This window comes from Paenibacillus sp. FSL H8-0261 (assembly GCF_045040645.1).
Lineage (GTDB): Bacteria > Bacillota > Bacilli > Paenibacillales > Paenibacillaceae > Paenibacillus_AQ.
On sequence record NZ_CP150297.1, the window covers coordinates 3,768,817 to 3,787,894 of the forward strand.

The following is a 19,078-nucleotide window of genomic DNA, read 5'->3' on the forward strand; positions in this document are numbered from 1 at the left end:
AACTTAGCTGCTCCATTTTTCAGCATGCTTTTGCACAGCTTTTAAAAACTCTGTTAGAACAGGAGATTTCCATTTCTTATGATGATAGGCAATTTGAGTAGCCACACGCTGCGATTCATCATTCCAATTCAGCCTAGCTAACTTCCCTTCCGCTAATTCATTGTTCACAGTAATCATTGGAATAAAAGCGATGCCTAGACCCGCCATAACACATTGCTTGATCGCCTCAATACTCCAAAACTCTAACGTAGGGTCCGGAAATACCCCGTGTCTGTTTAAATGATGTTCAAATAAAGTACGGTAGCTACAACCAGTTTCCGTATGCAATATCGTTTCTCCCTTAAGATGAAACGGTTCTACCACTGGAAGACTCAACAAGGGATGATCCGGCGGAGCGATCAGAGTCATTTGTTCATGCACCAGTGTTTCTATATTCAGATCTTTATCTTCCGTCTCTGGTTGCAGTAGGAAGGCCAAATCCAATTCACCGGATCGAACTAAATCCGTTAGCTCCCAGCAGGCCCCAGGCTTCAGAAGAATTTGGACCTTTGGATATTTCACGCGAAACTCCTTGATAATGCCTGGTAAACGAAAAGCAGCCAGGGATTCAGGTGCGCCAATGCGTAAAGACCCTGTTAGCTCACTCTCGGAGCGAAGAGCATCTTGCGCTAGAGAGTGCATTCTGGAGATCTCTTGAGCGAATGGGAGCAAACGGCGGCCTGCATCGGTTAGGATGATCTTTTTACTGATCCGATCAAATAAAGGCTGACCTATTTCAGTCTCTAATGCTTGGATCTGTGCGGTAATACTGGATTGTGCATAATCAAGCTTCTGTGCAGCGCGTGTGAAGCTACCCGTCTCCACTACGACTATAAAGGTAAAAAGATGACGTGATTCCATACGTGCCCCCTGAATAATAGTTACCCATCGGAATTTCGAATGGATACTATTCAAAAAATCTGTTTTTCCAATGGATCTATTATCTGCTACTCTATAATAAAAGACAATGAAAGCAGGATTAATAATCATGAAAGATCCAAGTTCAACCACTTTACGAAGAAACATCGGCATGCCGCAAGCCATAGCTCTTTATATCGGCGCAGTATTGGGCTCGGGAGTCTTAATCGTTCCCGGACTGGCTGCAGAAATGGCAGGTCCCGCTTCATTGCTGGCATGGGGATTTATGACGCTGTTGATTTTGCCAATGGCCTTATCGATGGGCTTGCTCTCTGCCAAATTTCCTAACGCAGGAGGCGTGTCCCACTTCGTCACCCTTGCTTTCGGACCTAAAGCCGGATCTTTAGTGGGCTGGTTCTTCCTAATGTCTGTTCCGATTGGTGCGCCTGTCGCTGCACTGACCGGAGCTGGTTATATGACAGCCGCAATGGGCTGGGATGAACCTGCGAGAATTACTATCGCTGCGGTGATGTTGGCCATTGGTCTAATTACAAACTGGATTGGTATGCAAGTGGCGGGAAAGGTACAAATTGCTGTAGTGATTGCGATTGTAGCTGTTCTCGTCTTCTCCTTTGCTACTGCGCTTCCTCGGATGGAGATTGAACACTTCACTCCCTTTGCTCCACACGGATGGATGAGCATTGGACAGGCTGCAGCAATCTTATTTTGGTGTTTTATTGGTTGGGAAGCTGTCTCACATCTCTCTGAGGAGTTCAAAGATCCACAACGTGCTGCAGTTAAAGGTGTGACCATCGCTGCTATTATTGTAGGTGTTCTATATTTCTTATCCGCTTTAGCAACGGTTGGCACACAAAGCTACCTTAAAGGTGGGTCGAGCACTTCACTTGTCTGGATCATCAGCCAGCCACTTGGACGCTGGGGAGGATTTATCGCAGGACTTACAGGTCTCTTCATCTGTACCGCCACCATTATCGCTTATGCCGGTGCTGCCTCGCGTGTGGCTTATGCGTTATCACGTCAGGGCTATGCACCGCAATGGATGGGGAGACTATCCAAACCATATCATACCCCTATCGGTGGGATAGCTTTCCTGCTCCTCTGTTTTGTAACGGTCATATCACTGTACAGCAGCGGATTGATATCTATCACTACTTTAATCCAGTTTCCAAATGCGACATTTATCCTGACTTATATCGGAGGCTGTGCTGCGGGGATACGCCTTCTTAAGGGAAGCAGATTAGGCGTAACGATTAGCTGGATCTCTTTTCTAGCTACCGCTGCTGTGTTTCCTTTTACGGGCTGGGCGATAGGCTATCCGTTACTTATTACTTTGATGTTTATTTTGATCTTCCGTATCAAACATAAACAAACGGTTGCCGGAATAAGGGATTTAAAAAGTGAAATTCGTGAGGATCAACAAAAAGCATTGTAAGACTCATATCGTTTCAGCATTCGTTTAGATGGTTATGGTATGAAGAGGGTAAACTATACTATGACCAGATAAAGGAGACGATACATCATGTCAAATCAACAAAAGATCATTCTAGAGCCAGCAGCGCAGAAATTTGCCGATGATAATTCCAAACCTCCGTTCCTTCCTGATCTTGGACCAGAAAAAGGCCGTGAGACGGTAGATACTGTACAATCCAGTGAGATATATAAACCTGAAGTCGAAATTGAAGATCTTATGGTGCCAGGAGGACCTAATGGTAATGTTTCCATAAGAATTGTTCGGCCCCCTAGCTCCTCTTCCACGTCGTTGCCAGTGATCCTTTACATTCATGGTGCTGGCTGGGTGTTTGGTAATGCGCATACCCATGACCGCTTGATCCGTGAGCTAGCTGTTGGAGCGGAGGCTGCCATTGTTTTTCCAAATTACAGCCTCTCTCCAGAAGCTAAATATCCTACAGCAATTGAAGAAATCTATGCTGTTCTGAAATGGATCGCTGCACAGGGTAGTGAACATGCACTTGATGCTAGCAAGCTATCCATAGGCGGTGATAGTGTCGGTGGAAATATGGCAGCCGCCATTACGCTTATGGCTAAAGAACGCAGTGGCCCGAAGATAGGGAAACAACTTTTATTCTATCCGGTAACGGATGCCTCCTTTGATACCGAATCTTATCATGAATTCGCAGAAGGATACTTCTTGCAGCGTGATGGAATGAAATGGTTCTGGGATCAATATACAACTGACCCTGAGGAGCGGAAGCAGATCACAGCCTCCCCGCTTCGAGCAAGTGTAGATCAGTTACGCGATCTACCCGAAGCACTAGTCATAACGGGTGAAGCAGATGTTCTACGTGATGAAGGTGAAGCTTATGCCGCCAAATTACGTGAAGCTGGAGTCACAGTCACGGCAGTTCGTTTTCAAGGGATCATACATGATTTCGTGATGCTTAATCCTTTAGCTGAAACCAATGCCAAAAAAGCCGCCATCAAGCTGGCGACGACATGGCTTCGCGAAGACTTCTAAATAAATATGTCCGTTCACCAAATTAGAGAAAGCCTGCACATTTGCAGGCTTTCTCTAATTATAAGTTTAATGCTATTTCTATAGCAGAATACCTTTGATGGCCCTCTTTTTCGTAGCTCGAAGGTCCCTTATTTGTGAAAAGTACTTTCTTATAGGATAGTACCTTTTATTAGTTTACATAATAATGATTATGTAAACTATTTTATTTTTATAAAATAAGTATCAACAAATATGCCAAATTACCCCTCATCTTCTGAAGCTATTTCTCGCTTGAACTCACTGGTTCGACTCTCCAGATGAACTGAGCCACCATTTCCAATCTGGAAGGTCGTTCCAGAGCCAATCGATAAGATTTTAATAAATTTAATATTAATGCTTGATTCCTCAGAATCATTTAAAATCTCAACATCATCATTCACTTGGTTCGACCAGGTCGCAAGAGGGATGTCTAAGCGTAAAGCCTCTCTATTATTGCTATTAATCTCTTGTATGTTATATAGGTAATTTTCTTTACTGCCCACGAATTTGGACTGAATCCGCTCTACAGATCCACATATGAAAATCGAACTGTCAGACAGATTATTGATATACACATCTAGTATACGTGAGGTGTGCATTTATTAACTGCCTTTTTGGACTTGATCTGGAGCACTCGGAGCATACTCTATCACGCTGTCAGACGCCGAAGAACAGTTAATAGTCTGCGTATCCCCTACTAAAAATACCGAAGAACCTGATATCGAAACCACTTTTACTGCGTTTACATTTATGTCTCTGTTAATCACGGTTACTTTCATGCGGCTTCCGCCTTCCAGTTATGTTTATTTCCAAATGCCGTTCTACCGCCGTAACAATATCTCGTTTGATTTGTTCAACAATAGAAGCACTTTCCTCTTCTGTGTATCCACGCCCTTCTTCTGCGGCAGAAAGCTGGCTTACATACTCGTTAATCCGGCCATCCATCTGATTCAGCAGATCCTGGGTTACCATTTGGATATACTGCTCATCAATACTTAAGTTCTGCTCTTTTTCTAAGCGTGAAAATTGAGAAGGAACTTCCTCTTGCACATACTTCAGAATCTCTGGACGAATTTTATCCGATAATGCAGATGCAGTTGGTGTCCCTCCCTCTTGCTCCCCAATAGGCTTACCATTGATCATCGCTTCATCCAGATTATTTCCCTCATTTGGTGTAATGCCTATATTTAAAGTGCCTTCCAACTTCTCGATTTTCAATTGTTCAAAATGATAATTTATAGGACCTATACTTGCAGTTTTATTGTTCTTTATGCTGTCTACGTCCCCTTTTAAATCTTGGAGTTGTTTCTCTAGCAGTTGAATCTTTTCTGCTTGCAATCTTAGTGCATTAAAGACTTGCTGAACATAATACGGGTGCATACAACCCCCTCCTATGGTTTATTGTATGCGAAGGATAAGAGCCTAATTCTAGCGTGTATATAGTTCAGTTGGTGGAGGCAAGGGTACAAGAGGTGAATCACTTACCGCTGGCGATGGCGCAGGAGGAGATTCCGGAACGTCACTAGACTGATAACTATGAGACAAGGCATTAATTCGGCCGGAAGTACCGATCTGCAGTACCGATGAATTTGAGATCGTACCAATTTTCAGATGATTGACCGATATGCACTGATACACCGTAATATTCATGTAAACCCACCCTTAAGGAGGCGATACTTGATCCACCACATCTGAATCCATCGTGTTCGTACTGCTGGCTGCATTATTCGTAATGTTTGTACCTATGGAGTCACCTATGGAGAAGGAGTTGGCACCGGCATAGATTTTGGAGTTACTGCTCAAGATAACAGATGCCGTATTTCCTACTAAGACTGTGGAACTGGGGCCTACGCTGTTGATTTTAATGTTGCCGATAATTGAAACCACCAAACCACTCCTCCCTTCGGAATGATAACCTATTCTATGTAGATATCCGCCCAGATGTCACTGAATAAGTCATACGCCCATACAATGGATAAAAAAATGAAGGAGGTTCAGCATTCATGAGCCCCAATAAATCGAACCCTTTAGATTGGATGAACGAAGATCCCTTTTTTAAGAAAAAGTTATCCTTAAAGTCGCTTGAAGAGCAATGGAAGCTGGATCCAAGCCAGATCGATGGCTATGTTGAAAAAATAATCAGAGAAGCTACCGCGGCCACCTCTTCCTCATTGACGGACGAAACCTCAAGTCTGCAATTTGAGCATCTAGACACACATAATTATTTGATCACGAAAATTCGTATTCCAAGTGGAATTCACCCCGAAAGTATTTGGGCACAAATCAACCGAACACAAATCAAATTAAGCGGTCTCGGAAAAGATCATAGCGAGATCATCCCACTCCCCATTCCAGTCAATCCGGATCAGAGCAGAGGCACTTATAAACAAGGATCATTGCAATTCAGAATGCCGAAAATGTCAGTAGGTAAATTTAGAGATATCGACATCCGTTATTTATAAAAAAATCCTTAAAATCCCTCCTTTTTGCTCGTCTAAGTTGGAGATCTCTCCTCAAAAAAACGTCTTAAAACTAAAACGGCGTATAATTTAAGTTATGCGCTGTTTTTTTTAGGGCGTTTTTTGCCCTTTTTATCCTTAATTTTATCTGCAATCACAAAGGAATTTATAAGCTTCATTCTCCGAACTTTAAGGTTCCCTCGCTCATAAGATAGGGTATCAATCGCAAAGGTGGGCTATTTATGTCCAAAAACAAGCGCGGCAAAGCACTCTGGCGTATGCCATCCCGAAGCAGAGGAACATGTCTGATCTGCGGCAGCACTCGTATTAAGCTTTTGTACATCGGAAAAGGACTTTCTGGCGAAAAGGTTAACGTGTGTAAGAAATGCGAGGGTAAACAAGTAACTAACAGTAACTGAACAAAATTGTTCAGAGGATTTCCAGTCATCATTTATTACAAGGCGAACGGATTACTAAAAAAGTGCAATCCTGTCATCGAACCTCGATGAAACTGAATCACACTTTGCTTAGTAATCCTCCACTTCAAAAACTATAGGAGTTCTATACGATACCGTCTTTCCTCACTCGATAAACTGAATCCGACAGATTCATAAAGATGCAATGCAGAATCATTATCTGTTAACACCATTAAATAAGCTTCTTCAAGTCCATGTGTTCTGAAATAGTTTAACGCTTGAGAAAGCATGTACGTAGCAATCCCAAATCTTCTCCACGGCTCTAGTACAAAAACATTTTCAATATACCCACTTTTCTCTTCCTGCCATACCATCAAGCTGCCTACAACCCTCTCCCCTTCTCGAACAACCATAGAGTTCCAAAGCGGATTTTGCTTAAACTGAGATAGCCGTTCTTTCCCGAGTGGGGTTTCTGGCCAAACCTCTGCTTCCAATTCTAAATAAAGATCTTCTTCTTGTGGCGTCTCCATCATCCAAGTTGCAAATTCAAATTCCTTTTTCAGTTCTGGTACGGTGTAGGAATGATCGAGAGTATGATTCATTTTAAATAAACTATTGTATTGACAGAAGCCCTTTTCTTTTTCAAAAAATTGCGTATTTGCGATCTCTGATGCGTTATTCCCGACACAGAGCGTCGTTTTGTACGCTGTTGATAAAGTTTCCTTCAATTCAAGTGCTCTCAAGAGGAGCGTTTGATACATGCTCTCTAATAAATCGTAGTCTTCTTCTCGTTCAGGTATTGTTTTCAAATTCAAATAGATCGAATGTCTGCTTTCCTTTGAACGCCCAGGCGGCACAATATTTATGATCTCTACTTGACCCTTGGCAACCATTATTCCATTTTCAAAGGCGCAGTACACATTCTCCCAGTTTTCCTCATCACCAACCCACCAAAAAACAGCATTTCCCCGCGAAGTAACCGAGTTATATAACTCACCCAGTAATGGCATGTCCCCTTGTTCAAAATTACGAATCGTTATTCCTTCTGATGAAAGAATCGTAGATTTTGTCAAAACCAAACCCCTCTTCATATAAATTTTGGCATACATTAAGGGTAGCACAACTCTTCCAATTTCACTTGTTAATGAATAGTTATAATTAATTCTTATATACCGTAACATTATTCTAATGAACCCTGTCTTACTTACATAGGGGGACTGCATGATGAAGAGACGATTTTTTATAGGTATTGCTATATTTTCAATGGGTATTGTGATAGCTTTCGGGATCAGTACGATATCCAATATTCTAAGTCCATTTAAGAGTTTCTTGCTCACTGTAGATAATCAGTCGGATGATGATATTAGCTCTATTGAAATAGGTTTAATCCATACGGATTCCAAGGAATTATTTACAAGTCCCATCAAGAAAGGTGAAACGAAAAGGTTCAAACCTACACTGAGCTTAAGTGGTGAAGGTTCTATATACCTTAAGTATACTGACGCAAGAGGACAATCCACCCAAGAAACTGTATGCGGTTATACAGAGTATCTATCTGGTTATTCAACTGTCACGATTACTAATGAGGGCACAACTGTTGTTCAGCAATGTAATTAAATCCGTTCTTCTAAGAAGAAACGATAGTGTCGTCTTTTTAAGATGATAACCGTTTCTCGTAAAAATAGAGGAGGTAAACCCTATTAGGTTCACCTCCTCTTTCATTTATGCAGCTTGCGATTATACCTCCTGAACTGCAGCCCTCGAGATCAGATCAAGCCTTAGAACACCAATCAGTCCTACCCCTTCAACGCTCTCATTTCTCGCAAAAAATTCAACAGTACCAACAGCTTTATCACTATCTTTCTCTACAATACTAAATCGAACGTAACCATGTCCTGCATATTCATCCAGCCAGAATCGTATACAGCCACTCTATACATCAATTGATCACTTTCAAATACCGGGCATTCCTGATATGGGCCTTCTTCAAAGTTTTCTTGCTACACATTCCCCGAAAAATTTAATTGCCAGGTCACGCCAAATCTATCCGCTACCCAGCCAAATTTCGGACTAAACGGATAGCTTCCAAGAGGCATTAGGACCTGTCCACCTTGTGCTAATGATTCGTAGACACGATCAATTTCAGCTTCACTCTCACAATTCACATATAAGGATATCGCTGGAGTAAAGGTAAACCCGTGCTGAACATAACTATCTATACACATAAATACTTGTCCATGCATAGAAAAGGAAGCTTGCATTACACTCCCTTCAGGTCCTGCTTCATTCGCTCCATATCGCTTAATGCTAATAACTTCGGAATCATCAAACAAGGACGTATAGAAATTCATAGCTTCTTCTGCCTTACCTTCGAACATTAGAAAAGTCATGATCTTTTGATTCGTTTCCTTCATAATTGTCCAGCTCCTTATTGTGATTTAAAGTAGATCATTTCATATCATTAACGCTTTCGTATACATTCAAACGGGCATACACGGTTTCGAGAACCGGATACGCGCCTTGACCCGGAACAGCCATAGCCAGAAGTGCCCCATGCAGATGGTCCGCTTCTACAGGTAGTTGCTTATGCATATCCCGATGCATGGATGAAGTAAATTCAGGTAACACAGAAAGCATCTTTTGCATCGTGGAAGCTATATTTTCCGGTCCCACAGGCATTCCAGCATTTTGAGCCAAGCTAACAATCTCTTGAAGAAGCTGCTCATAGATTGCACGTGCTTTTGGGGAAGCAAAAATAGGCCCAACAGAGCTATCCATTAAAGTGGTAATCCCACTTAGACTAGCTACAAATATATATTTCTGCCACACTTCGCGCTGAATGTCAGAACTTAATGTCACTGTGAATCCAGCATGATCCAAATGACTCAGAAGCAACTGTGTTCGTTCTGACTCACCACCTGCCCATTCACCAAACACAATACTATGGAACGAACTGCTTTGAACGATAGTACCTGCTGAATCTAGAGTTGTTTCTATATAACAAAGACCACCCAGCACATGTTCTGGGCCAAAACGCTTCTGCAAAATGCTAAATTGATCATAACCATTGAGGAGCGGGAGGATCAGTGTATGTTTACCGACGTAGGGTTCAATGTCATTCATCACCTGAGGCAAATGGTATGCCTTGACCGCTATAATAATGCAGTCGAAGGGCTCTACTGCTTCCCTATTAGAAATCGTTCGTACAGAAGTCTGAAAATCCCCATGAACACTTTTTACAATCAAACCGTCCGCTTCTAACTGAATCTGTTTGGCATTTCGGACGAGAAAAGTAACATCTTCTCCTTTTTGAACTAGACGCCCCCCGAAATATCCACCTATAGCTCCTGCACCCACGATAAGAAAACGCATAATAGTCTCCCCTTCTTTTCCCTTAATTTAAACAAACAAAAAGACCTTTTAGCTATCTGCTAAACAGGTCCGAAAGGCAAAAAAAGAGTCAAGTATCGACCGTTCTTTTGTCTCGGTCCTTACGGATCTGAGCAAAATCCAACGAGTTCACCTCCATGGCTACAAGTTAATTACTATTCATTTATTAAAACCTATTAGAGCACCATTCGATGATTTATCGATACAGCCTCCCTGGAAAGTATAGCAAAAGAAAACATTCCTGTACAAGCATATTTAGGTAACTCTCCTTACAGACTAGTAGTTTTGATCCACAGTTTTGAGATATCCAGAAATCCGAAGGAACTGGTTTGAAGTCCAAACAAGCTTTGATTTAGCTGCGCTTTTTTATTCATATGACAACCATATAACACCCAATAGTTGTCCCTAAGCACACCTTCTGCCTGATCCAGCAACTTAATTCTTTCTTCCTTTGGGGATTGCGTGAAATCGGTAAGTACATCTGAGAATAACAAGATCTGTTCATCTCTCAGCAGAGAAAAAAGATAATTAAGTTTATTATTAAAGTAGTTAACCATTCCCCACTGCCAATCATCTTCAAGAACCTCTTCAGCAAGGAGGATTTCGGAGGAGTTCTTTATATCTGCTGAGTTAAACTCGTTGAATAAATACAGCTCAATATGCAGTCCTACTGAAGCAGCTCGTGCTTGAAGCCACAGGGCTTCTTCTCGCTCTTCTTTTTTATCTTTTGTAGCTAATCTTAAGGTCTCCCCCTGGTAGCCACTTGCCACTAGAAGCTCTCTCGCATGTTCCAGAGTAGGCTCAATAATACTTCTCTTACTGCTCTCCCAAGGTAAAAAGCTATCAGCAGGGGAACTACGATTCCCTCCTAACTCCTTAATTAAGGCTTCTCGATTGTAAAGGATTCGTATAGCCTGCCGGAATAGTTGGTGTTGATGAATTCCGTCTTTATGGAAATTGAACAAGAGATATCGGCATCCCAAGGCAGGGTATTCAATACTGTGGTTACAGATGATATTAGGTAACAAACCTTCCTGAGCAGATTCAGGAAGTTCATACAATCGTTCATTTGAAGCTTGTTCTGGCAAATACCAGATTTCTACACGATCTAGTAGCGGACGTATACCGTAATAATAGTCAAATGCCGCGAGGACTAGCACATCTTCATTAAGATCTAGTAAACGATAGGGCCCTGTTCCACACACTTCATTTACAAGATCTACGTCATGAGGAAGAATCGACATATGAATACAACTGAACATATGGAGAAAAAAGAGATTCGGACGAGACAGCTCAAACCTGATCCTGTGATCTCCTTCAAGCTCTACTCGTTCAATATCTTTGTACAAGCTCAACGCCGGACTGTTCAAATCTATAAGTCGTTGAAATGTCTCTTTTACGTCTCTAGAGGTCATAGTCCTGCCGTGATGGAATCGCACACCTTTCCGTAGATAAAAAATATAACTAGTATAATCTTCACTTGCTTCCCACATATGCGCCAATCCGGGAAGAAAGGTATCACTTGCCGCCTCATAGGTAACTAATGTGCTATAAATTTGTCCGAGTAAATAGGATTCAAACGCGGTATATACATAAGCTGGATCCAGCACTTCCATGTGCCGGTTTCGTGTAATTCGCAAGACATCCAATCCTGATGTCGACTCCGTTTCACTACGGAAGCCCATCTGCTTATTTAACACCATTAATAACCGTTCCTTTAATGTGTCGCTAACCTGACCACGACTTAATAACTCTATAGCTTCCTTAATCTTCCCCTTATTAATCAGTTCCTGAAAGCTGTCCTCCAGCACCTCTTCAATCGTTCGAAGAAAAGTTAGCTGCGAGATATTTCCACGTCCTCTTCCAGGCTGCCAGTGTATAAAACCCTGCTCTTCAAGTTTTCGCAGAATAAACTTTACGTTACGCGGAGTGCAGCACAGAATCGAAGCTAGTCTATCTATCGTCACAGGATTAGCTTCCCCTATATCTATTGAGGATGGGATGGCTATTGCTAAACATAAAAAATGATTACTAATTTGGTCCACGATCGATCACTCCTTTAAAGGTGAAACACTGTAAGTAATTCTTACACTTTTACTTCCCCCTTTTATCATTATAATTATACATATATCGTTAATGAATATGCAGTACTAAATTATAGCTATCAGATTAGGAGACCTTTTCAATTATGAACCAGCATCTTAGGCATATTCACCCACTAGCTTGGACCATCATCGTCGGTACGATGTTCGGACGTTTGGTAACTTCAATGAGCATTCCGTTCTTATCCATCTATTTAACCCAAGTCCTTGGAGCCACCCCCACACAAACGGGGATTACGGTAGCTGTCAGCTCTCTGGCGGGCGTAATGGCCAGCTTCTACGGAGGATATATCTCGGATATTGTAGGCCGCAAAATTGTCATGTTAATCTCCGTATTTGGCTGGGCAGCAGTATTCTTCGGATTCTCTGTTGCACAACATCTGTGGGTGTTCTTCCTGGTCAACACCCTGAACGGTTTATGCAGATCCGTGTTTGAGCCCACATCACGGGCACTTTTATCCGACATTACCCCTGCTGAAAGTAAGCTGCTTGTATTCAATCTTAGATACGCTGCGATTAACCTTGGTGTTGTCTTTGGTCCGATTATTGGAGTACAGCTCGGTTCTGCCGAATCAACGTTTCCTTTTATGATCGCTGGTGTTGTATATGTTGCATATGGACTTGTATTATTCGTCCAATTTAAATTGCATCGTTCAACCATGCAGAATCATACGCAAGCTGAACCACCACGTTTACTTGAAGCCTTGGCAACAACCGGTAGAGACCGTTTATTCTTGCCAGTTCTACTTGGTACAATCTTTTGTGTACTTGGATACGGACATTTTGGTTCAACTATGGCGCAATATTTAGCAATGAACACCCATTTCACAAATGGTGGGCAATTATTCTCCTATATGTTGTCACTCAATGCCATTACAGTACTCGTGGTACAGTATCCTATCGTACGTACTGCAAGCAAATTCTCACCGATTGTTCCATTGATTCTCGGAAATATCTGCGTTGCTATTAGTCTTCTCTTAGTAGGTTTAGCTGAAGGTGTAGCCCTTCTAATGTTTAGTGTCGTACTATTTACGATAGGGGAAGTACTGCTCTTTACGATGATGGATATGTTAATTGATCGGATCGCGAAGCCAGAAATGAAGGGTACGTACTTTGGAACGATTGGCTTTAACAATTTGGGGAGTGTAATCGCGCCTATCTTCGGCGGTGTATTGCTGGATCATTATGGAGCTCAGAATGGCCTTACGATCTTCCTGCCACTCGCTTTAACCACGGCTATAGGTCTTCCTTTTCTATTCGTAGCGCACAAGAGGCTTACTGCTAGAGAGAAGTTATCTCTTGGCGTAGACGCTAGCACATAAAAGGCTAAATTTTTTAAATCTAAAGGTTATTTTGGGGCAATCCCAAATTAGTTAACATATTAATTATTATGTAAACTAATTGAATGAATAAAGCCTATTCACAAATGAGCGGGACCGTTTCATTGCAGAACATGCAATCGAAACGGTCCCTTTTTCACAAAAAAATCATGCTAATTGTAAACCTCCTGTAGCAAATTCGCCTGTACTTTCACATATTGTCTCAGTTCCGAAGGTTCCACAATCTCGCCTTGTCCAAGTATTCCCCAAATATTCGTACATGCACTATCATAGCTATACATATTTACAGTAAGGGTTATTTGATCTCCTTCCTCTACTCTATTCATAATCTCCACCCCGTGTAGCGAGGCCTCTCTCCTCTTATCCGTTCTAATCAATACTGGGTAGATCTCTTCCTCTTTACAAGCTTGCTTGAATCCCCTCTCCTGCTGCTTCCAGTGCCTTTCTAATGAAAAGTCCTGAGGGATAGCATACTCTTCATCTATAAGCTGTATAGAGGCGATTCGCTCACATTTAAACGTGCGGATTTGTTCGATTTCTTCACAGTAGGCTATAAGATACCACTCTTCTTTTTTCACAACTAGACCATAGGGCTGTAATTTCCTGCTCGAGATGATTCCGTTAATCTTGTGGTACTCAATCTGTAGTTTCTGAGATCTCCAAACAGCAGTTCGAATCGATTCCAGACATGGAATCTCTAAGCGTTCTGTCCACCAAGGTGTATCATCAAAATAAAAACGTCTTTGTGCCTTCTGGATATCATTTTGATAGGAAGCGGGTAATGATTTTTCTAATTTCAAGAGGGTTGTCTTTAGCTTTAATCCGGAATCTGTATGTCCGCCAGTATGAATCCCCATTCCTGTTAAAAATAGATTGATTACATCTTCCCCATGAAGCTGATTTAGGTTAACAGTATACCCCTCCATCAAGGAGATGCCACCATTCGGTCCGGCGTGGATAACAGTGGTATTCCTGCTTCAGCTAATACATCAATGTCTCTATAGATAGAACGTACGGAGGTTTCCAAGGCTTCAGCTAAGTCATTGGCCTTCATCTTCCCTCTTGATTCCACTAATAATAAAATTGCAATCAAACGATGCAAGCGCATGGGGAGCCTCCAAGTTTTTCTTTTTTTATAGTATACATCATAATTCTTGCCAAGCTGTTGTCAACAATAGATGGTTATGATTAGTTCATTACATTAAAGGAGCTGATACACATGAATATAGGCGTATTGGGAACTGGATTCGGAGCTTATCATTCACAGTTATGGACGACAATGGATCGAGTAGACAAAGTAATTATCTTTGGTCGGAACGAAGCTAAGCTGCAGGAGCTAAAACAATCTTTAGGCGTTGAGATAACTACCAATATTGACGATATTATGCTTGATTCCACCATCGATGTGATTGATATCTGTTTGCCCTCTTTTTTACATAGGCAGTATGCAGTCGATGCGCTTAAGCATGGAAAACATGTATTCTGTGAGACACCGGTTTGCTACAACTTAGAAGATGCTCTTGCGATGAAGGAAGCTGAACAACTGTATGATTCGCGAATTCTCGTCAACCAGTTTATTAAATTCGATCCTGCGTACAAATATCTTTACGAAGCGACTCATAATGAGAAATACGGAAAACTCTTATCTCTTACCTTAAAAAGAGAAACGCCTCCTTTGTGGGGTGACCTCGGTCTACACGCTATCGCTACAAATCTGATGATTCACGAATTGGATTTTGTGACCTGGATGTTGGGGTCTATGGAGCCGCACTCCGTTTGGGGATCCGATGGTGGTAAAAGTAATCAAGCCTTTGTCCGTGCAATTTTTCAACAACCTCATGTATCCGCAGAGATCGTTGTTTCTTCACAAATGCCGGCTTCGTATCCTTTTACCGTAGGCTATGAGGCTTATTTTGAACAAGGCAAGCTTGTCTATCAAGAGAGTGACAACATGAATGGAGCTGTTGAAAGCTCATTAATTGAATATACCGCTGTAGGTAAACAAGATCTTTTGTTAGAACCAGCTAATCCCTATGAAAAAAGTTTGGAGTATGCACTCCAATGTCTAGTGGAGGGTAGTTCATCAGTAATTGAATTAGACAATGCGATACAAGCTATAGAACTAGCTATTTGCATTGAAAAAAAGCTTGTATAAATGGATCAAGGGATGTTATATCCTTTTTCATGGGTTTTGTTTGTAGGGTGAGGTGAATTGTTTATTGATGTGTAGTGTCAAGGGTGAGGCGGTAGTGGATTTTGATTAATCTATTGTGAATTTTTCATATGATGAAATAGCGGAAAATAATAGCGATAAAATCAAAAATCAATACTTTTTATAAGGCCCCTTCTCCTAACTAATGATAATTGGTATCTGAAACAATAATCAGTTAACATAATAATGATTATGTTAACTGATTTCAGGAAATCGATTTTCCACACTCGTTCACCGCTTCTTTAGCGCAAGTGCGAAACGTTCTATCGTCTCTTTGGATAATCCATTTACACTCTTATTCTTCCCTTTTACCACTCGCAGAACCACTCGATCTAATGCAGTCATCTTCTCTTCGTAAATCTCATCACCGAACACTTCTTTTGTAATTGATTGGTTATACAGCTTCTCTGGAAATGAAGATTTCAATTCTTGTATGGCTTGCTCCCCCTTCGCTCCTGCACAAATAAACAATCCAACGCGCTTTTTAGCTAGTTCATTTTGATATTTTGAAGTAAACTCCGTCATTTGTTTTTGTATTTTCCCAAAGTAAATAGACCCACCTAAGATGACAGTATCGTACCGTTCTAATGTAGGCTCTTTAGCATGCATTAAATTAACTACTTCAGTCTCATCATCCAATTGATTTTTCAATAAATAGGCAGCTTTCTCTGTACATCCATATTTAGAAGTATAAATAATAATCGTCTTCATTCTGATTCTTCCCTCCACCCTCTGATCATCCTACTATGTTAAAGGCTCACGTATCTCCCTGGTTGCTATTGAAACCATAGAATCCAAATAACAAGATATCAGTGCTTCAACCTGATCTTCAGGCAAATCCTTTTCCACAATCAAACGCATAATTAATCCGAACGCAGCACTCCACATCACTTGAGCAGTGAGCTCTATCGAAGATTCCATATGTTGTTCTTTCGATTCGAACCTAGATAGACATTGACAGAGCATACCTATCGCTTTACGCTCCTGACCAGCTCCCTTGAATAGAACTGCTGTGTAACTAAGAACAGCCGGTGTATCATTTAGCATAACATTACGGTACTCAACACTTGTGGAAAGGGTCATCCTGATCCATTGCTCAAGCGATTGTCTCAAAAGCATCTCTGGTGGCAGTTCATGCTCTGCCTTTCGTTGTACAGACTGAAGCCCGTCAACCATATCTGTATATTTCTGTTGCAAATATCTCACCACAATTTCATCTTTACCCTGAAAGTAATGATAAATAATACCCGGAGAATACTCGATTTTCTCTGCAATTTTGCGAATAGAAAGCTTTTCAATCCCCTCCTCTGCAATCAACAAAGCCGCAGCCTCTAAAATTCTTTTCTTCATTTCCTCACGCTCACGCATTTGCCTTTGTTCTTTGGTCATCATTACGTCTCCTTATAATTTGAACATCGTTTAGTCATTGAACACTGTTAAATATATATAATTTATAACGCTCTTTTCTATATAGTAAGTCACATACAACTCCCAACGATTAAGGTCCTATCCAGACATAAAAAACCGCCAGTCCTTATAGACTGGCGGAACCACACTTCATGATGTTAAAGGATTACAGACAAAGAGTTTTAGTGATGATAACCAACAGGATAAACAGAACCAGAATCGCTCCTGTGGAAGTAAACCCACCATATCCTCCTGCGAATTCGCCCATTTTAACTCCTCCTTTGTAATTGAGTACACCATAAGATATGCTAAATCCCACTCTGTGCTTGGGTGAAATGAACAAAAATAACCCAACATTCCTGTTAAGGCTGTTAGGTTTTTCATTATTTGTTTACATAATAATTATTATGTTAACTATTTCCGCATTTATCTTAATTATCGTGAGATAACCATTAATTTTTCATGACTACATCATCGCTGTTACCTTTACAATTATTAACCTTATTATTAGTTAATGTGTTGAAGTATTGACTCGGATTTCCTTGAGGCGGATTAAAACGCTCTTTAAATTCTCCATTTGTGTACTCTCCAATCACTCTATGCCAGAAATTACGGGCAGGCGTATTCGCGCGTACCTGTGACACCTTCCAGTCGCCTGGGTACATATCAAACAATTTATGCGCGGCCCAGGTCCCCACACCGCTCCGGCGATATTTTTGCATCACAAAAAACTCAGTCATGTAAAATTGCCCTTCGGGATCATACAACAACCGTTCTACCAAAGCAAATCCGGCAATATTCCCGTCTACTTTGAACAAATACGCAAATTTATTGTTGCCACTACTCCAAAATGATTCTAATCCCGGATAATCTGGATATACTCCATCTTGATCTACATCAAGTTCCAGATAACGGGTGAAATCATATAAATAGTACTGCATTAGTTTGCTTATCGTCTGTTTCCGCTCTTTGGGAACCAGCTCCATTCCAAGTTCCATTTAGTGCACCTCTGCGATTTATGTTTACTACACATCATATAACTTAGTTACTTCAGGAGCAAGTTCATCACTAGTAATTAGCTTTGATCAAAGCCCAAGGAAGGACAAAACATGATAAGATAGAAAGAAGAAATGATATGCAAACTATGGAAAAGGTGAATCACATGAGCGTTCAAAAGAACGATGACCGTAAAAAACTGGATCTAAAGCTACCTCTCATGCCTTGGTTCGTTCAGCAGTTTATTGATTATAAGCGTCCTGATCTATCTCCTTCCACCCTGCTGGAGTATATTCGGGACTATGAGTCCTTTTTTGGATGGCTGCGTGCAGAAGGCCTCTCACAGGCCAGCTCCAATACAGAGATCACTCTGCTGGAATTAGAAACCCTGCATATGGATAGTATTGTTGGATACCGCCTACACCTCACTACCCGAGCTGAGGGAACCAATACACGAGTAACCGTGTCCCGTAAGCTGTCCGCATTACGCTCTTTATTTCATTATTTAAGTCAAATCGCTGAGGACGAGAACTTCTATCCATTGCTTAAGCGAAACATTATGGCTAAGGTTGAAGTTAAACGAACGCATAAACCTAAGGATACTGCTGCTAAATTAAAGGGCAAGATTCTAGAGGATGAGGAACTGCTGGAATTTGTGGGGTACATTTTCGAAGGATATGGACGAGATGTTGAAGGGAACAAACAAGCCTATTACTCCTTTCAATTAAATCGTGAACGCGATGCCTGTATTGCCAGCTTAATTCTGAATTCTGGTCTTCGTGTATCCGAAGTAGTCAATCTAAACGTAGATGATCTGGATGTTAACAACAAGCTGATCTACGTCACCCGAAAAGGGAACAATGATGAAACCTTCAAAACCCCTGTTTATTTTCGAGAACAAGCTAAAGAGGATTTAGCTCTTTATTTAAGCCTACGTCAATCCCGTTATAAAACGCCAAAAAGGGAAAAAGCTTTATTTATCGCTTTGCCCAATGGACGGCAAGAAGGCAAACGCATGACCAAAAGAGCCATTCAAGAAATGATTATAAAATATGCAAAACGCTTTGGTAAGCCCTATCTAACGGTACATAAGCTTCGTCACTCTTTTGCAACAGACTATTATCTGCAAAACGATATTTATAAAACGAAAGAACAGCTCGGGCATGCTTCGACAGAAACAACCGAGATCTATGCTCATCTCACGGACAAAACGATGTCTGAGGCGATTGAACGACGTTTGGATAGTTAATTTTTTGCGAAAAGCCGGCCATACCCTATCCGATTTTTATGGAAAAGGTGTGGCCGGCTCTCTTTTTACATGGATTAGAAAGACTGATCAGATTA

23 protein-coding genes are annotated in these 19,078 nt (G+C 41.2%); 8 read left to right on the top strand and 15 right to left on the bottom strand.

The genetic code is table 11. The features are described from left to right. Window positions 1–3: 3 nt before the first annotated feature. Entirely contained in the window at window positions 4–900 is an 897-nt protein-coding gene (locus MHI27_RS16655; protein WP_076283788.1) for a LysR family transcriptional regulator, read from the bottom strand. A gap of 127 nt (window positions 901–1,027) precedes the next feature. Between MHI27_RS16655 and MHI27_RS16660 the strand changes: the two genes are divergently transcribed. After that, complete coding sequence (locus MHI27_RS16660) at window positions 1,028–2,350, top strand: APC family permease (protein WP_076283589.1); 1,323 nt, start codon at window positions 1,028–1,030, stop codon at window positions 2,348–2,350. An 87-nt stretch (window positions 2,351–2,437) separates the two neighbouring features. Next, a complete protein-coding gene (locus MHI27_RS16665) occupies window positions 2,438–3,394 on the top strand; it encodes an alpha/beta hydrolase (RefSeq protein ID WP_405174237.1) in 957 nt (318 codons plus the stop codon). Window positions 3,395–3,633: 239 nt separating this feature from the next. Here the strand turns inward: MHI27_RS16665 and MHI27_RS16670 are convergent, their stop codons facing one another. From MHI27_RS16670 to MHI27_RS16685, 4 genes are all read right to left on the bottom strand, one after another. Next, window positions 3,634–4,011 (bottom strand): hypothetical protein, encoded by a 378-nt coding sequence (locus MHI27_RS16670; RefSeq protein ID WP_405174238.1) that lies wholly within the window; start codon window positions 4,009–4,011, stop codon window positions 3,634–3,636. A 160-nt stretch (window positions 4,012–4,171) separates the two neighbouring features. After that, window positions 4,172–4,792, bottom strand: coding sequence for a spore germination protein GerPC (gerPC, locus tag MHI27_RS16675; RefSeq protein WP_341060965.1), 621 nt, complete (start codon window positions 4,790–4,792; stop codon window positions 4,172–4,174). Between the two features lie 48 nt (window positions 4,793–4,840). After that, complete coding sequence (locus MHI27_RS16680; protein ID WP_076283585.1) at window positions 4,841–5,062, bottom strand: spore germination protein GerPB; 222 nt, start codon at window positions 5,060–5,062, stop codon at window positions 4,841–4,843. A 12-nt stretch (window positions 5,063–5,074) separates the two neighbouring features. Next, complete coding sequence (locus MHI27_RS16685; RefSeq protein ID WP_036687577.1) at window positions 5,075–5,299, bottom strand: spore germination protein; 225 nt, start codon at window positions 5,297–5,299, stop codon at window positions 5,075–5,077. Window positions 5,300–5,415: 116 nt separating this feature from the next. Here MHI27_RS16685 and MHI27_RS16690 point away from each other — a divergent pair, with 116 nt between their 5' ends. Both MHI27_RS16690 and MHI27_RS16695 read left to right on the top strand, forming a co-directional pair. After that, a complete protein-coding gene (locus MHI27_RS16690; protein WP_341060967.1) occupies window positions 5,416–5,874 on the top strand; it encodes an Hsp20/alpha crystallin family protein in 459 nt (152 codons plus the stop codon). Between the two features lie 239 nt (window positions 5,875–6,113). After that, complete coding sequence (locus MHI27_RS16695; RefSeq protein ID WP_339241515.1) at window positions 6,114–6,290, top strand: hypothetical protein; 177 nt, start codon at window positions 6,114–6,116, stop codon at window positions 6,288–6,290. A gap of 131 nt (window positions 6,291–6,421) precedes the next feature. Here the strand turns inward: MHI27_RS16695 and MHI27_RS16700 are convergent, their stop codons facing one another. Then, a complete protein-coding gene (locus MHI27_RS16700) occupies window positions 6,422–7,360 on the bottom strand; it encodes a GNAT family N-acetyltransferase (RefSeq protein WP_405174239.1) in 939 nt (312 codons plus the stop codon). Window positions 7,361–7,508: 148 nt separating this feature from the next. Here MHI27_RS16700 and MHI27_RS16705 point away from each other — a divergent pair, with 148 nt between their 5' ends. Continuing rightward, window positions 7,509–7,904 (top strand): hypothetical protein, encoded by a 396-nt coding sequence (locus tag MHI27_RS16705; RefSeq protein ID WP_405174240.1) that lies wholly within the window; start codon window positions 7,509–7,511, stop codon window positions 7,902–7,904. 383 nt (window positions 7,905–8,287) lie between these two features. On the opposite strand, the gene MHI27_RS16710 is transcribed toward MHI27_RS16705, so the two are convergent. From MHI27_RS16710 to MHI27_RS16720, 3 genes are all read right to left on the bottom strand, one after another. Then, window positions 8,288–8,701, bottom strand: a complete 414-nt coding sequence (locus MHI27_RS16710; RefSeq protein WP_405174241.1) for a VOC family protein — start codon at window positions 8,699–8,701, stop codon at window positions 8,288–8,290. Window positions 8,702–8,735: 34 nt separating this feature from the next. After that, on the bottom strand, window positions 8,736–9,659 hold the full coding sequence (locus MHI27_RS16715) for a ketopantoate reductase family protein (RefSeq protein ID WP_405174242.1): 924 nt from the start codon (window positions 9,657–9,659) through the stop codon (window positions 8,736–8,738). A gap of 287 nt (window positions 9,660–9,946) precedes the next feature. Next, window positions 9,947–11,722, bottom strand: a complete 1,776-nt coding sequence (locus tag MHI27_RS16720) for an ABC transporter substrate-binding protein (protein WP_405174243.1) — start codon at window positions 11,720–11,722, stop codon at window positions 9,947–9,949. A gap of 143 nt (window positions 11,723–11,865) precedes the next feature. On the opposite strand from MHI27_RS16720, the gene MHI27_RS16725 reads away from it, so the two are divergent. After that, a complete protein-coding gene (locus MHI27_RS16725) occupies window positions 11,866–13,101 on the top strand; it encodes an MDR family MFS transporter (protein WP_405174244.1) in 1,236 nt (411 codons plus the stop codon). Window positions 13,102–13,271: 170 nt separating this feature from the next. Here MHI27_RS16725 and MHI27_RS16730 read toward each other — a convergent pair whose 3' ends face one another. Both MHI27_RS16730 and MHI27_RS16735 read right to left on the bottom strand, forming a co-directional pair. Further along, on the bottom strand, window positions 13,272–14,045 hold the full coding sequence (locus MHI27_RS16730) for a helix-turn-helix transcriptional regulator (RefSeq protein WP_405174245.1): 774 nt from the start codon (window positions 14,043–14,045) through the stop codon (window positions 13,272–13,274). Continuing rightward, complete coding sequence (locus MHI27_RS16735; RefSeq protein ID WP_405174246.1) at window positions 14,045–14,227, bottom strand: HTH domain-containing protein; 183 nt, start codon at window positions 14,225–14,227, stop codon at window positions 14,045–14,047. Before MHI27_RS16735 ends, MHI27_RS16730 begins: the two co-directional genes overlap by 1 nt. Window positions 14,228–14,338: 111 nt before the next feature. On the opposite strand from MHI27_RS16735, the gene MHI27_RS16740 reads away from it, so the two are divergent. After that, a complete protein-coding gene (locus tag MHI27_RS16740) occupies window positions 14,339–15,274 on the top strand; it encodes a Gfo/Idh/MocA family protein (protein WP_405174247.1) in 936 nt (311 codons plus the stop codon). Window positions 15,275–15,562: 288 nt separating this feature from the next. Here the strand turns inward: MHI27_RS16740 and MHI27_RS16745 are convergent, their stop codons facing one another. From MHI27_RS16745 to MHI27_RS16760, 4 genes are all read right to left on the bottom strand, one after another. Next, the gene (locus tag MHI27_RS16745; protein ID WP_076298729.1) at window positions 15,563–16,042 is read right to left on the bottom strand and encodes a flavodoxin domain-containing protein; all 480 of its coding nucleotides are present in this window, start codon (window positions 16,040–16,042) and stop codon (window positions 15,563–15,565) included. Between the two features lie 33 nt (window positions 16,043–16,075). Further along, the gene (locus tag MHI27_RS16750) at window positions 16,076–16,723 is read right to left on the bottom strand and encodes a TetR/AcrR family transcriptional regulator (RefSeq protein ID WP_076298730.1); all 648 of its coding nucleotides are present in this window, start codon (window positions 16,721–16,723) and stop codon (window positions 16,076–16,078) included. Window positions 16,724–16,904: 181 nt separating this feature from the next. After that, complete coding sequence (locus MHI27_RS16755) at window positions 16,905–17,006, bottom strand: sporulation protein YjcZ (protein WP_197069683.1); 102 nt, start codon at window positions 17,004–17,006, stop codon at window positions 16,905–16,907. Between the two features lie 184 nt (window positions 17,007–17,190). Then, on the bottom strand, window positions 17,191–17,736 hold the full coding sequence (locus MHI27_RS16760) for a GNAT family N-acetyltransferase (protein ID WP_405174248.1): 546 nt from the start codon (window positions 17,734–17,736) through the stop codon (window positions 17,191–17,193). A gap of 164 nt (window positions 17,737–17,900) precedes the next feature. Between MHI27_RS16760 and xerS the strand changes: the two genes are divergently transcribed. After that, window positions 17,901–18,983: a tyrosine recombinase XerS gene (gene xerS, locus MHI27_RS16765; RefSeq protein WP_149647344.1), complete on the top strand. Its 1,083-nt coding sequence runs from the start codon at window positions 17,901–17,903 to the stop codon at window positions 18,981–18,983. Window positions 18,984–19,078 lie beyond the last annotated feature (95 nt).